A 13,434-nucleotide genomic window follows, 5' to 3' on the forward strand; every position below is an offset into this window, starting at 1 on the left:
GTAACCGTTGGCGACCGTCAGTTCAGGTAAGGGGACCAGGAAGGCTCGCGCACATCGCCCTGAGCGGTAGGGAGAGGTATCCGTACGCGTCCGTTGATGGATACGAGCATCAGCACGCCCCGGTCCTGCTGGCGGGTGGCGTAGATTAGCATGGTGCCATTGGGCGCAACAGTGGGCGAATCGTCCAGAGTGGTGTTCGACAGCACCCGCAGATTGCCGCGCTGGAGGTCCTGGGCGGCGATCTGGAAGTTGGTGTAGCCCTGCTGGCGGTGGACCATTACCAGGGTCTTCTCGTCGGCCGAAAGTTTCGGGTTGGCGTTGTAGTTGCCGATGAAGGTTACCCGGTCCACGGCACCGCTGTTCACGTTCATCTTGTAGATCTGCGGCTTGCCGCCACGGTCCGAGGTGAAGTACAGGGTAGAGCCGTCCTTGCCCCAGAAGGGTTCGGTATCGATCGCCAGGTTGTTGGTCAGGCGGCGCAGGGCGCGGCTGCCAAGGTCCATGACGTAGATTTCCGGGTTGCCGTCGCGCGACAGGACGAAGGCCAGGCGGTTGCCGTCAGGGGAGAATGCCGGAGCGCCATTCAGGCCCTCGAAATTGGTGATCTGCTCACGACGGCCAGTATCGACGTACTGGATGAAGATACGCGGGCGCTTCTGTTCGAAGGAGACATAGGCGATACGGCGGCCATCGGGCGAGAAGCGCGGCGACACGATGGGCTCGCGCGACTGCAGCAGGGTCACCGGGCGGGCGCCGTCGTAGTCGGAGCGCTGCAAGGTGTAGCGGGTGTTGTCGACCGAGAAACGCTCGGCGGTGACATAGAGCATCTTGGTGGAGAACGCGCCCTTGATACCGGTGAGCTTCTCGAACGACTGGTCGGCGATGTAGTGCGACATGTCGCGGAGCTGATCGGTGCTGCCGGTCACGCTGCCGGTCAGGACCTGCTGCTCGGTGCCGACATCGAACAATGCGTACTGCACCTGCAGGCGTCCGCCGGCAGGCACGATGTTGCCGACCATCACGTAGTTGACGCCAACTGCCTTCCAGTCACGGAAGATCACTTCGCTGGCCTGCGCCGGCTGGCTGATCATGTTCTGCCGGGGCAGCGGCTCGAAGTAGCCGGAGTTGCGCAGGTCGTTGCCGATGATATTGGACATGTCTTCCGGCAACACGTTGCCCCCCTGGAAGCCGAACGGCACCACGGCGATGGGAATGGCACGGTCGTTACCGCTGGAGATCACCAGCGGGTCGGCAGCCTGCGCAGCACCTGCCACCAGGGCCAGGGCGAACAGCGCAATGCGAATCAGGGTACTCACAGACTCAAATCCTCCGGTTTAAAGATGATGCGGCGCTGACGATACAGGCTGTCGAAGGTAGCCCGCGGCAATTGCTGCATCTCGGGAATACGGCCGACGTTGCGCACCGCCGCCACCGCCGAACTGTCGAAAGGCTTGTCGCCACTCGAACGGCTGACGCTGGCATTGGTGATGGTACCGTCCGGCAGCATTTCGATCAGTACTTCTACGCTCATTCCATTACGCGCCGATGGAGGACGCCGCCACTGCTGGCTCACCAGGTTGACGATCAGGTCGTCGAGACTGCCGGTGACCTCGCTGCCCACCTCGTCGGCCAGGGCCTGCTGGCGCTCGGTCGTATCCGAAAGCAACTCGGCCAATGCCTGCGCCTTTTTGTCCTCGGCAGCCTTGCGGGCTGCCGCGGCAGCGGCGGCGGCCTTTTTCTTGGCGGCCTCGACGGCGGCTTTCTTCTTCGCCGCTTCCGCAGCAGCCTTCTTCTTGGCCTCCTCGGCCGCTTTCTTCTTCGCGTCCTCGGCTGCCTTTTTCTTGGCGTCGTCAGCGGCCTTTTTCTTGGCCTCGTCCTCGGCGCGCTTCTTGGCTATGTCAGCCTGCTTCTTCTGTTCGGCGGCCTTGGCCTCGGCAGCTTTCTTGGCTTCATCGGCCTTCTTCGCCTCGGCGGCTTTCTGGGCCTCGGCCTTTCGAGCCTCGTCAGCCTTCTTTTGTTCCGCCGCTTTCGCAGCAGCGACCTGCTGCTGTTCCAGCTTTTGTTGCTCGAGTTTCTGCTGCTCGAGCTTCTTCTGTTCGAGCTGCTCGACTTCGTATTGCTTGGAGGCGGTCTTCTTCGCCTCGCCAGCGATCTTCTGGTTGGTCTGGGTCGTCGCCTGGCTCTTCGACTTGAGCTGGTAGAGCGTGGCCTGCACGATCGGCTTGGAGGGAGGAAGCTCCGGAGCAAACGCCCAGCTGACGAACAGCATGGCGAAGATCAGAACGTGCAGGACCACCGCCAGGACGACGGGCCAGAAATAACTCTCGGAAGGCGAGCGCTCGAACTGTTGCTTCAAGATCAGGGGGCCTCGGTAATCAACCCGACGTTGGGCACACCGGCCTGCTGCAAGGCACCCATGGCGCCAACCACCGCACCATAGTTCACCGCCTTGTCGCCGCGGATGAATACCTGGGTGTCCGGACGGGCACTCATGATCTTGGTGACTGCATCGGTCATCTGTTCCAACGACACGGCACTATCGGTCTGTTTTTCAGTATCCACTTCGCTGCCGACGTTCCAGTAATAGGAACCGTCGGCTTTCACCGAAAGGGTCAGGACCTGCTTGTTGTTGTCCTGAGGCAACGCCTCGCTGGACACCTTCGGCAGGTCGACCTTGACCCCCTGGTTGAGCATCGGTGCGGTCACCATGAAAATCACCAGCAGTACCAGCATCACGTCGATGTAAGGCACCACGTTCATTTCCGCGACCGGCTTGCGCTTGTGACGAACCCTTGCCATATCGGCTTACCTCTCAGTCGTCTTAGTCGTCGCTGGTGTGCACCTTGCGGTGCAGGATGGCCTGGAACTCGTCGGCGAAGGTGTAGTAACGACCGATCAGCATCTCAGAACGTGCGGAGAAGCGGTTGTAGGCGATGACCGCGGGGATCGCGGCGAACAGGCCGATGGCGGTGGCGATCAGCGCTTCGGCGATACCCGGGGCGACGGTGGCCAGGGTAGCCTGCTGCACGGTGGCCAGGCCACGGAAGGAATTCATGATACCCCAGACGGTACCGAACAGGCCGACGTACGGGCTGGTGGAGCCGACGGTTGCCAGGAACGGCAGGCTGGCCTCGAGTTTCTCCTCCTCACGGGAGATGGCCACACGCATGGCGCGCGCCACGCCCTCCATCACTGCATCGGGATCGACGCCGGGCTGCTGGCGCAGACGGGAAAACTCCTTGAAGCCGGCACGGAAGATCTGCTCGACGCCGGAGTCCGGGTCCGGATTGCTACCGGCCTGGCGATACAGCTTGGACAGGTCGATGCCCGACCAGAAGCGTTCTTCGAAGGCATCCAGTGCCTTCTTGGCAGCGCGCATGGCGTTGCCGCGCTGGAAAATCATGATCCAGGATGTGACCGAGGCGGCCACGAGGGTCAGCATGACCAGCTGCACCACGATACTGGCGTTGCTGATCAGGCTCCACATGGAGGTATGGTCGACGACGTTCGGTTCCACTTTAATCTCCTGCTGAAAAAGAATCCGGGCTTCCGGCAAAAGCCGCACGCAACGTTTCGGGGATAGCACGTGGCTTCAGGGTGTCCGCTCGCACGCACGCCACCAGGAACCGCCCCTCGCAGAGCAGGACGGAGTCCGACGCTCGACGAACCTGTTGACGAAACTTCAGGCTCGCCCGGTTCAACTCCTCGACCTCGGCGCTGACAAGCAGTTCATCGTCGAGCTTGGCCGGGGCGTGGTAACGCGCCTCGGCGGAGTGCACGACGAACAGCAGATTGTCGCCGACCAGTTGCGATTGGGCGAACCCCAAAGCTCGCAGCCGCTCGGTCCGCGCCCGTTCCATGAACTTGAGATAGTTGACGTAATAGACGATGCCGCCGGCATCCGTGTCCTCGTAATAGACCCGGAAACGCTGCTGGAACGGCTTTCCCCCGTGTTGCGCGCGCATACTCTAGAACCAAGTCCCGGCTTTGCCAATCGGCAATCGCCCACAAATGCAATTAATTACCATCTTCAGACGTGAACAGATCCGTCGTCACCCCCGGCCCCAACCTTTTCGGAATATTCAGGCCAAAGTGCAGGTACGCATGGCGTGTTACCACGCGTCCCCGCGGTGTCCGCATGATGTAGCCCTGCTGGATCAGATAGGGCTCCAGTACATCTTCGATCGTGTGCCGCTCCTCGCTCAACGCCGCAGCCAAGTTGTCGATTCCTACAGGCCCGCCATCGAACTTGTCGATCATGGTCAGCAACAGACGACGGTCGAGGTGGTCGAAGCCACGCTCGTCGACATCGAGCAGGTTCAATGCCTTGTCGGCGATCACCCGGGTAATGTCGCCCTGCCCCCGGACCTCGGCGAAGTCGCGTACCCGGCGCAGCAGGCGATTGGCGATTCGCGGCGTACCGCGGGCGCGCTTGGCGATTTCAGCCGCGCCCTGCGGCTCGATCTCCAGGCCGAGAATGCCGGCCGACCGACTGACGATGGTCGCCAGGTCCTCGACGTTGTAGAACTCCAGGCGCTGGACGATACCGAAGCGATCGCGCAGTGGATTGGTCAGCATGCCGGCACGAGTGGTCGCGCCGACCAGGGTGAACGGCGGCAGGTCCAGCTTGATGGAGCGGGCCGCGGGCCCTTCGCCGATCATGATGTCCAACTGGAAATCTTCCATGGCCGGATACAGCACTTCTTCGACGATGGGCGAAAGACGGTGGATCTCGTCGACGAACAGGACGTCGCCGGCCTCCAGGTTAGTCAGCAACGCGGCGAGATCGCCGGGACGCTCGAGCACCGGCCCGGAAGTACTCTTGATGGAAACGCCCATTTCCTGGGCGATGATATTCGCCAGGGTCGTCTTGCCCAGCCCCGGCGGACCGAAGATCAGCGTATGGTCGAGCGCCTCCTGGCGGCCGCGCGCGGCATGGATGAACAGCTCCATCTGCTCGCGCACGCTGGGCTGGCCGATGTAGTCGGCCAGCTTCAGCGGGCGAATGGCGCGGTCCAGCTGCTCATCGCGTTCGCGACCGGAAACGGCGGATATGAGGCGATCAGGCTCGATCATCGGGCGCCACCTAGACCATGCCCTTCAGGGCCTGGCGGATCATTTCTTCGCTGGACAAATCCTCTCCCGGTACGGCTGCGACGGCACGACTGGCTTCCTGTGGCTTGAAGCCGAGGGCGATCAGCGCGCTGACTGCATCGGCCTCGGCGCTTGAGACTGTAGCGCTGGCACGGGGTTCCATCACCAACGGTGCAATCGTGGGCATGTTTTCCCAAGCCTTGAAGCGGTCCTTCAACTCCACCAGCAGGCGCTCGGCGGTCTTCTTGCCAACACCGGGGATCTTCACCAGGGTGGAGGTGTCCTGTGCCTGGACGCAACGCACCAGTTCGTCCACTTCCAGGCCCGACATCAGCGCCAGGGCCAGTTTCGGACCCACGCCGTTGAGCCGGATCAGCTCACGGAACAGCTCTCGCTCGCGCTTTTCGGCGAAGCCATAGAGCAAGTGCGCATCCTCACGCACAACCAGGTGGGTATGCAAGGTCACCGGCTCGCCCACCGAAGGCAACCGATAGAGGGTCGTCATCGGCACTTCCACTTCATAGCCGACGCCATTCACATCGAGGATCAGGTGCGGCGGCTGTTTCTCCGCCAGGGTGCCACGCAAGCGTCCGATCACGAAGAGCTTTCCTTATTCAAAGACGCAGGCGCCCGCCACGTCGGCGTGCGCCCACCAGGCCATGGGGGACCAGACTCTGTTGGGTATGGGCATGACACAGGGCGATGGCCAGGGCGTCGGAGGCATCGATCTGCGGTTTCTGGGTCAGCTTCAACAGATGCATGACCATCATCTGCACCTGCTGCTTGTCTGCACCGCCGGTCCCCACGACTGCCTGCTTGACCTGCGAGGCGGTGTACTCCGCCACGCTCAACCCCTCCTCCATTGCCGCGACGATGGCCGCCCCCCGCGCCTGCCCCAGCTTCAGAGCCGAATCGGCGTTGCGCGCCATGAACACCTGCTCGATGCTCAGGGCCGTCGGGCCATGGGTGCGGATCACCTCGCGGACGCTGCGAAACACCACGTGTAGACGCTCGTGCAAGGGGCCATTACCGGTCCGTATACATCCGGACGCCACATATTCGCAACCGCGCGCCGTTTCCCGCACCACGCCGAAGCCGGTGATGCGCGAGCCCGGGTCAATCCCTAGAATCAAAGTCATAAGCTGGATACTAAAAGCCGGAAGCGGGGTTCGAACGCATCAAGCGTACCCCACTTCCGGCTTCGCGTTATCGCTCCGATCGGCTCAGCCGAGCTGCGCCATCACGTCGTCCGGGATATCGGCATTGGAATAGACGTTCTGCACGTCGTCCAGGTCCTCGAGCATGTCGATCAGCTTGAGCACCTTCTGCGCGGTTTCCAGGTCCAGGGTCGCGGTGGTCGAAGGGATCATGGTGACTTCGGCTTCGTCGCCCTTGAATCCGGCGGCGGCCAGCGCCTCGTTCACCGAAATGAAGTCGGCGAAGGTGGTGAACACGTCGATGGAGCCATCGTCGTTGACTACCACGTCATCGGCGCCAGCCTCCAGGGCCGCGTCCATCAGCGCTTCCTCGTCCACGCCGGGAGCGAAGCTGATCTGTCCCTTGCGCTCGAACATGTAGGCGACCGAACCATCGGTGCCCAGGTTGCCGCCACACTTGCTGAAGGCATGACGCACTTCGGCAGCGGTACGGTTGCGGTTGTCGGTCATCGCCTCGACGATGATCGCTACGCCGCTCGGCGCATAACCTTCATAGGAAAGCTCGACCATGTTGTCGGCATCGTTGGAGCCGACGCCGCGCGCAATGGCACGATCGATGGTATCGCGGGTCATGTTGGCGGTCAGCGCCTTGTCCACGGCCAGGCGCAGACGCGGGTTGTCCGCCGGGACGCCGCCGCCCTGCCTTGCAGCGACGGTCAGCTCACGGATCAGCTTGGTAAAGATCTTGCCTTTCTTGGCATCTTGCCGCTCTTTGCGGTGCTTGATGTTGGCCCATTTAGAATGACCAGCCATAACTCACTCCGTATTGCTCTCTCGGCAGGAGGCGCCGCAAGCGGCGCCTCCGCGGGTTGATTCGAATCACTCGGCCTTCGGCTGCTCGCGCAGGCGAATGTGCAGCTCGCGCAGGGCCTTGCCGTCCACGGAACCCGGTGCCTGGGTCATGACGTCGCCAGCGCTCTGGGTCTTCGGGAAGGCGATCACTTCGCGGATAGACGATGCACCGGTCACCAGCATGACCAGGCGATCCAGGCCGAAGGCCAGGCCGCCATGCGGCGGCGCACCGTACTTGAGCGCGTCGAGCAGGAAGCCGAATTTCTCTTCCTGTTCCGCCTCGTCGATGCCCAGCACACGGAACACCGCCTGCTGCATGGACTTGTCATGGATACGGATGGAACCGCCACCCAGCTCGGTACCGTTGAGCACCATGTCGTAGGCGCGGGAAAGCGCCGCGCCCGGATTGGCCTCAAGCTCGGCCGGGGTGCACTTGGGCGAGGTGAACGGGTGGTGCAGCGCGGACAGCGAGCCGTCGTCGTTCTCCTCGAACATCGGGAAGTCCACGACCCACATGGGCGCCCACTCCCGGGTGAGCAGCTTGAGGTCATGGCCGACCTTGATACGCAGCGCGCCCAGGGCATCGCAAACGATCTTGGCCTTGTCGGCACCAAAGAACACGATGTCGCCGTCGACCGCGCCAACGCGATCGAGGATCACGTTCAGGTTGGCCTCGGGGATAAACTTCACGATCGGCGACTGCAGACCTTCCACGCCCTTGGCGCGCTCGTTGACCTTGATGTAGGCCAGGCCCTTGGCACCATAGATGCCGACGAACTTGGTGTAGTCGTCGATCTGGCTGCGCGGCATGGAGGCGGCGCCCGGCACACGCAGGGCGGCGACACGCCCCTTCGGATCGTTGGCCGGACCGGAGAAGACCTTGAACTCCACTTCCTTCAACTGGTCGGCGACGTCCACCAACTCCAGCGGGATGCGCAGGTCGGGCTTGTCCGAACCGTAGCGGCGCATGGCCTCTTCGAACGGCATGTGCGGGAACTCGTCGAACTCGACATCCAGCACTTCCTTGAACAGCTGGCGCACCATCTTCTCGGTGATGCCGATGATGTCGCTCTCGTCGAGGAAGCTGGTCTCGATGTCGATCTGGGTGAATTCCGGCTGGCGGTCGGCACGCAGGTCCTCGTCACGGAAGCACTTGGCGATCTGGTAGTAGCGATCGAAGCCGGCGACCATCAGCAGTTGCTTGAACAGCTGTGGCGACTGCGGCAGGGCGAAGAAGTGGCCCGGGTAGGTACGGCTCGGCACCAGGTAATCGCGCGCGCCTTCCGGCGTCGGCCGGCCGAGGATCGGGGTCTCGACGTCGAGGAAGCCGTTGTCGTCCAGGTAGCGGCGAATGCTGCTGGTGATGCGCGCGCGCAGCTTCAGCTTGGCGGCCATCTCCGGACGACGCAGGTCGATGAAGCGGTAGCGCAGGCGGGTTTCCTCGCCCACATCGGAATATTCATCCAACGGGAACGGCGGAGTCTCGGCCTGGTTCAGCACTTCCAGTTCGTAGCCCAGTACCTCGATGGAGCCAGACGCCATGTTCGGGTTGCGCGCGCCTTCAGGGCGCAGGCGCACCTTGCCGGTGATCTTCACCACGAACTCGCTGCGCACCCGATCGGCCTTGGCGAAGGTTTCCGCACGGTCCGGATCGAACACCACCTGGGCCAGCCCCTCGCGATCGCGCACATCGAGGAAGATCACTCCACCATGGTCGCGGCGGCGGTGAACCCAACCGCAAAGGGTGACTTCCTGGCCGTCCAGGCTCTCGTTCAGTTGGCCGCAATAGTGGCTGCGCATCATGGTGTGGTTCGCTTCTCGTAAGTCTTGGATTCTGTGGAGCCGCCGGCTGCCTGGCGACCATTGCCGGGCTCTCGCCGGCCCTGACCGAGCACCGGAACCATCGGTACGCCCCCGGAAGGACATCTCCCGCGCTGCCCGGTGAACGGCAACGGCGAAGCACCCGCATCCGGGCCCACTTCGCATTGAAGGCGGGGATTATAGCCTGAAAAATCCATGGCTTGCAGCCAGCCCCGCCGGCCTGTCACGCGGGAAGCCAGGCCGTTGAACGGAAGCATTTCGCCTCCCCCTGCGAACCATTCGCTTGACCGGGCAGTCGGAATAGATTCTCCCTATCGCCGCCTTTGACATAGACCAAGAGCGCTGGGAAAAACCCTGTGTTAGCCTCACTCCAACTGTTTCGGAGTGCCCCATTCACAAGGCCGACTGAAAGGAGAACGCCATGGAAATCAATATCGGAATCGGCGAACAGGATCGCGCAGCCATTGCCGAGGGCCTGTCGCGGCTACTGGCCGACACCTACACCCTCTACCTGAAAACCCACAACTTCCACTGGAACGTCACCGGCCCGATGTTCAACACGTTGCACCTGATGTTCGAAGGCCAGTACACCGAACTGGCCGTTGCCGTGGACGACATCGCCGAGCGCATCCGGGCCCTGGGCTTCCCGGCGCCCGGCACCTACGCCGCCTACGCCCGCCTCTCGTCCATCAAGGAGGAGGAAGGCGTTCCGGAAGCCGAGGAGATGATCCGGCAACTGGTCCAGGGCCAGGAAGCCGTGGTGCGCACCGCCCGCAGCATCTTCCCGCTGCTGGACAAGGTCAGCGACGAACCCACCGCCGACCTGCTCACCCAACGTATGCAGGTGCATGAAAAGACCGCCTGGATGTTGCGCAGCCTTCTTGCCAGCTGATCGTCGATCGCTCGATAGAAAGCGGGGCCCGCCTCAGGGTCCCGCCCTCCCCCTCCGGCGCCAACCGCTTGATTTGAGTAGCCTCCTGCTTTCCTGTTAAATAGCCGCCGTGCGTCACGCGCATAGGCCGGCCTTCCTTCCGCACCTTTCGTTTCATGCACCGAAGCGCTGTCCGGCTACTTGATCGTTACCCCATCAAGGTGAACTCATTGACATGTTGAAAATCGTCCTTCTGGTCACGGGCGTCGCCGCCCTATTGCTGTCCTTCATTCCCAGCCTAAGAACCGAAGCCACACCCTTCCTGCAACATCCCGATGCCATCTACCTGGCCATTCTGGGCCTGATCAACCTGCTCTTCGCTCCCGTACTGCAATCGTCACATCCAACCCGCCCGCTGCAGGCCGGCGCAGCCGCCCTGCTGGTCCTGGGCGTCGTCCTGCAGGCACTGATCCTGCTGGCGCCGCTGCCGACCATCGCCGACCAGCCGGCGATCGTCCTGCCCCTGCTAAGCCTGGTGCTGGCCACGGCCCTGCAACTGGCGGGCAGCCTGAAGCCCGGCAAACCGGTCTCGCGCAGCGCCAGCGCCCCGACGGCCCTCGGCGGCAGCCAGGACAGCGGCAACCGGGAGACCGGTACCGTGAAGTGGTTCAACACCTCAAAAGGTTTCGGCTTCATTTCCCGCGATTCGGGCGAGGACATCTTCGTCCACTTCCGAGCGATTCGCGGCGAAGGCCACCGCATCCTCATCGAAGGCCAGCGCGTGGAGTTCTCGGTGGTACAACGGGACAAGGGCCTGCAGGCGGAAGACGTAATCGCCTCCCGCCGCTGACCGCCGCGAAAAACAGAAAACCCGCCGAACGGCGGGTTTTTTGTGCATTCAATAATGGGGAGGAGGCGCTTCGTCTTCCCCCGCCTCGCCCACCAGCCCCTGGACGTCTTCCAGACGCTTGATCAATGCCGCGACCTGAAGCTGCAGTCGCTCGATGCTGCGCTGCTGCTCGACCACCACATCGTTGAGAGCCTGCAAAGTGTCATCCTGGAAAGCCTGGCGGCATTCCAGGTCATCCATGCGCGCGTCCAGCTCCATCTAGGCCTCCCCGGCAAAACGGAAGCCGTCGGTCAGCACTATCCGCAACTTGCCGCGGATCGCCTCGACCTGCTCGGAAGAATAAGGCTGAGCCGGATGGCGCCCCCAGACAGGGCCGGGCCAGGCGTCGTCGCCACGTCGCCGGACGATCACGTGCATGTGGAGCTGACTGACCACATTGCCCAGGTTAGCGACATTCATCTTGTCCGCACGGAAGGTGTCCTTGAGCACCTCTGCCAGCAGCGTGGCCTCGCGCCACAGCGCCTGCTGGTCATCGACATCGAGCTGGAACAGCTCGGTGACATCCTCCCGCCTCGGCACCAGGATGAACCACGGATAGCGGGCATCGTTCATCAGCAGCAGGCGGCTGAGGGGAAAGTCGCCGAGCAACAGGGTGTCCTGCTCCAGCCGGGGATCCAAAGCGAACATACTGACCTCTCCTGTTCGACCGTCGTTCATGGACAGCTTAGCCCCTCCCTCCGGGAAGGGCCCCGCCGTAACTGCCGCGCAGGATACTTCGCCGCCCGGCCAAAGCAAGCCCACACATCCGCCCGCCCCAGCTTGGCGCGCCTCTCCAGCCGAACGCCCCATAAGATGCCGGCCAAATGAATACAGCGCGACGCCGAACATAAGACATGCCGTGGATACAAACGCATTCGCCACAGACAACTCGATGGCAACCAACCCTTGAAGCAGACGGATTACAATCAGGTTTCAAAGCATAATTCGTTTGCTTTCAAACAGAATAGCCTCGCTCTCGAAGAGACCAACTGGAATACATAGGCGAAGCCATTTTCCAATTTGTGCACGGAGTTTGCTTATACCTCTTTCATCACAGTAAGAGGGGCCGTACGGAACATGACATTTTTATTACAAGGCCCCGCCAATCGGGAAAAGCGACTTGAGAAGCGACCTCAACAAGAGTGACCAACCCCGCGACATACGTCATTTTTTCAACTGCGCACCTACGCAGATGCGACATGCGTCATGCAATTTTGCGACAGCACGGTAAAGAATCCGTTGCTTCGGAACCTCAACTATCGCCAAGAAACACTGCGTGCTATAAGTTAGCGCCGACAAGAAGAACTAGCCGTCACTGCGGCACTGTGATGGCAGAGATAATTTCAAAACCAAAGGAGCAATCACAATGAAAGTGATGAAGTGGAGCGCCATTGCACTGGCGGTTTCCGCAGGTAGCACTCAGTTCGCCGTGGCCGACGCATTCGTCAGCGATCAGGCCGAAGCGAAGGGGTTCATCGAAGACAGCAGCCTGAACCTGCTGCTCCGCAACTACTATTTCAACCGTGACGGCAAGAGCGGCAGCGGGGACCGCGTCGACTGGACCCAAGGCTTCCTCACCACCTATGAATCCGGCTTCACCCAAGGCACTGTGGGCTTCGGCGTCGATGCCTTCGGCTACCTCGGCCTGAAGCTCGACGGTACCTCTGACAAGAGCGGCACCGGCAACCTGCCAGTAATGAACGACGGAACGCCCCGTGACGACTACAGCCGCGCCGGTGGCGCCGTGAAGGTACGCATCTCCAAGACCATGCTGAAGTGGGGAGAGATGCAGCCGACCGCTCCGGTCTTCGCCGCTGGGGGCAGCCGCCTGTTCCCCCAGACCGCGACCGGCTTCCAGCTGCAGAGCAGCGAACTCGAAGGGCTCGACCTCGAGGCAGGCCACTTCACCGAGGGCAAGGAGCCGACCACCGTCAAATCGCGTGGCGAACTCTATGCCACCTACGCAGGCGAGACCGCCAAGAGCGCCGATTTCATTGGGGGCCGCTACGCAATCACCGATAACCTCAGCGCCTCCCTGTACGGCGCCGAACTCGAAGACATCTATCGCCAGTATTACCTGAACAGCAACTACACCATCCCACTGGCATCCGACCAATCGCTGGGCTTCGATTTCAACATCTACCGCACAAACGATGAAGGCAAGGCCAAGGCCGGCGACATCAGCAACACCACTTGGTCCCTGGCGGCAGCCTACACTCTGGATGCGCACACTTTCACCTTGGCCTACCAGAAGGTCCATGGCGATCAGCCGTTTGATTATATCGGCTTCGGCCGCAACGGCTCTGGCGCAGGTGGCGACTCGATTTTCCTCGCCAACTCTGTCCAGTACTCCGACTTCAACGGCCCTGGCGAGAAATCCGGCAGGCTCGCTACGACCTGAACCTAGCCTCCTATGGCGTTCCCGGCCTGACTTTCATGGTCCGCTATATCAATGGCAAGGACATCGATGGCACCAAGATGTCTGACAACAACGTCGGCTATAAGAACTACGGCTACGGCGAGGACGGCAAGCACCACGAGACCAACCTCGAAGCCAAGTACGTGGTCCAGTCCGGTCCGGCCAAGGACCTGTCGTTCCGCATCCGCCAGGCCTGGCACCGTGCCAACGCCGACCAGGGCGAAGGCGACCAGAACGAGTTCCGCCTGATCGTCGACTATCCGCTGTCGATCCTGTAATCGACCGACAGGCAACGAAAAAACCCGGCATCGCCGGGTTTTTTCTTCTTGGC

14 protein-coding genes and 1 pseudogene are annotated in these 13,434 nt (G+C 61.9%); 3 read left to right on the top strand and 12 right to left on the bottom strand.

What is annotated here, in order from left to right; translation table 11 throughout:
- Positions 1-17: 17 nt before the first annotated feature.
- The 10 genes from tolB to aspS all read right to left on the bottom strand — a co-directional run bounded on the left by tolB (position 18) and on the right by aspS (position 8,906).
- On the bottom strand, positions 18-1,316 hold the full coding sequence (gene tolB / locus ACM0M4_RS21750) for a Tol-Pal system beta propeller repeat protein TolB (protein ID WP_003086128.1): 1,299 nt from the start codon (positions 1,314-1,316) through the stop codon (positions 18-20).
- Positions 1,313-2,356 carry a cell envelope integrity protein TolA gene (tolA, locus tag ACM0M4_RS21755; RefSeq protein WP_003086127.1) on the bottom strand — a complete coding sequence of 348 codons (1,044 nt, stop codon included), beginning with the start codon at positions 2,354-2,356 and terminating at the stop codon, positions 1,313-1,315. Before tolA ends, tolB begins: the two co-directional genes overlap by 4 nt.
- A gap of 2 nt (positions 2,357-2,358) precedes the next feature.
- The gene (tolR, locus tag ACM0M4_RS21760; protein ID WP_003086126.1) at positions 2,359-2,799 is read right to left on the bottom strand and encodes a protein TolR; all 441 of its coding nucleotides are present in this window, start codon (positions 2,797-2,799) and stop codon (positions 2,359-2,361) included.
- A 22-nt stretch (positions 2,800-2,821) separates the two neighbouring features.
- Positions 2,822-3,517 carry a protein TolQ gene (tolQ, locus tag ACM0M4_RS21765; protein ID WP_003086125.1) on the bottom strand — a complete coding sequence of 232 codons (696 nt, stop codon included), beginning with the start codon at positions 3,515-3,517 and terminating at the stop codon, positions 2,822-2,824.
- Position 3,518: 1 nt separating this feature from the next.
- Positions 3,519-3,965 carry a tol-pal system-associated acyl-CoA thioesterase gene (ybgC, locus tag ACM0M4_RS21770; RefSeq protein ID WP_003086124.1) on the bottom strand — a complete coding sequence of 149 codons (447 nt, stop codon included), beginning with the start codon at positions 3,963-3,965 and terminating at the stop codon, positions 3,519-3,521.
- 52 nt (positions 3,966-4,017) lie between these two features.
- Complete coding sequence (gene ruvB / locus ACM0M4_RS21775) at positions 4,018-5,076, bottom strand: Holliday junction branch migration DNA helicase RuvB (RefSeq protein WP_003086123.1); 1,059 nt, start codon at positions 5,074-5,076, stop codon at positions 4,018-4,020.
- A 10-nt stretch (positions 5,077-5,086) separates the two neighbouring features.
- On the bottom strand, positions 5,087-5,692 hold the full coding sequence (gene ruvA, locus ACM0M4_RS21780; RefSeq protein ID WP_003086122.1) for a Holliday junction branch migration protein RuvA: 606 nt from the start codon (positions 5,690-5,692) through the stop codon (positions 5,087-5,089).
- 16 nt (positions 5,693-5,708) lie between these two features.
- Positions 5,709-6,233 carry a crossover junction endodeoxyribonuclease RuvC gene (gene ruvC / locus ACM0M4_RS21785; protein WP_003112575.1) on the bottom strand — a complete coding sequence of 175 codons (525 nt, stop codon included), beginning with the start codon at positions 6,231-6,233 and terminating at the stop codon, positions 5,709-5,711.
- Positions 6,234-6,317: 84 nt separating this feature from the next.
- A complete protein-coding gene (locus ACM0M4_RS21790) occupies positions 6,318-7,064 on the bottom strand; it encodes a YebC/PmpR family DNA-binding transcriptional regulator (RefSeq protein WP_003086107.1) in 747 nt (248 codons plus the stop codon).
- A gap of 66 nt (positions 7,065-7,130) precedes the next feature.
- Entirely contained in the window at positions 7,131-8,906 is a 1,776-nt protein-coding gene (gene aspS, locus ACM0M4_RS21795) for an aspartate--tRNA ligase (RefSeq protein WP_054376009.1), read from the bottom strand.
- Positions 8,907-9,345: 439 nt separating this feature from the next.
- Between aspS and ACM0M4_RS21800 the strand changes: the two genes are divergently transcribed.
- Together ACM0M4_RS21800 and ACM0M4_RS21805 are read left to right on the top strand one after the other, a co-directional pair.
- Positions 9,346-9,816: a Dps family protein gene (locus ACM0M4_RS21800; RefSeq protein ID WP_003086103.1), complete on the top strand. Its 471-nt coding sequence runs from the start codon at positions 9,346-9,348 to the stop codon at positions 9,814-9,816.
- A gap of 214 nt (positions 9,817-10,030) precedes the next feature.
- A complete protein-coding gene (locus ACM0M4_RS21805) occupies positions 10,031-10,645 on the top strand; it encodes a cold-shock protein (protein ID WP_003086101.1) in 615 nt (204 codons plus the stop codon).
- Between the two features lie 48 nt (positions 10,646-10,693).
- On the opposite strand, the gene ACM0M4_RS21810 is transcribed toward ACM0M4_RS21805, so the two are convergent.
- Together ACM0M4_RS21810 and ACM0M4_RS21815 are read right to left on the bottom strand one after the other, a co-directional pair.
- Positions 10,694-10,903, bottom strand: coding sequence for a SlyX family protein (locus ACM0M4_RS21810; RefSeq protein ID WP_003086099.1), 210 nt, complete (start codon positions 10,901-10,903; stop codon positions 10,694-10,696).
- Positions 10,904-11,332, bottom strand: a complete 429-nt coding sequence (locus tag ACM0M4_RS21815; protein WP_054376010.1) for an HIT family protein — start codon at positions 11,330-11,332, stop codon at positions 10,904-10,906.
- A gap of 718 nt (positions 11,333-12,050) precedes the next feature.
- On the opposite strand from ACM0M4_RS21815, the pseudogene oprD reads away from it, so the two are divergent.
- Positions 12,051-13,381 (top strand): annotated as a pseudogene (gene oprD / locus ACM0M4_RS21820) (outer membrane porin OprD).
- Positions 13,382-13,434: the final 53 nt, after the last annotated feature.

The sequence above is a fragment of the Pseudomonas sp. 18-147 genome (genome assembly GCF_051048045.1).
In the GTDB taxonomy this organism is placed as follows: Bacteria; Pseudomonadota; Gammaproteobacteria; order Pseudomonadales; family Pseudomonadaceae; genus Pseudomonas; species Pseudomonas aeruginosa.

What these genes read in the sequence shown, in the direction of transcription:
- tolR (WP_003086126.1), bottom strand. Translation starts at nt 2,799, where the DNA reads ATGGCAAGGGTTCGTCACAAGCGCAAGCCGGTCGCGGAAATGAACGTG.
- ACM0M4_RS21815 (WP_054376010.1), bottom strand. Translation starts at nt 11,332, where the DNA reads ATGTTCGCTTTGGATCCCCGGCTGGAGCAGGACACCCTGTTGCTCGGC.
- ACM0M4_RS21790 (WP_003086107.1), bottom strand. Translation starts at nt 7,064, where the DNA reads ATGGCTGGTCATTCTAAATGGGCCAACATCAAGCACCGCAAAGAGCGG.
- ruvB (WP_003086123.1), bottom strand. Translation starts at nt 5,076, where the DNA reads ATGATCGAGCCTGATCGCCTCATATCCGCCGTTTCCGGTCGCGAACGC.
- ruvC (WP_003112575.1), bottom strand. Translation starts at nt 6,233, where the DNA reads ATGACTTTGATTCTAGGGATTGACCCGGGCTCGCGCATCACCGGCTTC.
- ACM0M4_RS21810 (WP_003086099.1), bottom strand. Translation starts at nt 10,903, where the DNA reads ATGGAGCTGGACGCGCGCATGGATGACCTGGAATGCCGCCAGGCTTTC.
- aspS (WP_054376009.1), bottom strand. Translation starts at nt 8,906, where the DNA reads ATGATGCGCAGCCACTATTGCGGCCAACTGAACGAGAGCCTGGACGGC.
- ybgC (WP_003086124.1), bottom strand. Translation starts at nt 3,965, where the DNA reads ATGCGCGCGCAACACGGGGGAAAGCCGTTCCAGCAGCGTTTCCGGGTC.
- ACM0M4_RS21805 (WP_003086101.1), top strand. Translation starts at nt 10,031, where the DNA reads ATGTTGAAAATCGTCCTTCTGGTCACGGGCGTCGCCGCCCTATTGCTG.
- ACM0M4_RS21800 (WP_003086103.1), top strand. Translation starts at nt 9,346, where the DNA reads ATGGAAATCAATATCGGAATCGGCGAACAGGATCGCGCAGCCATTGCC.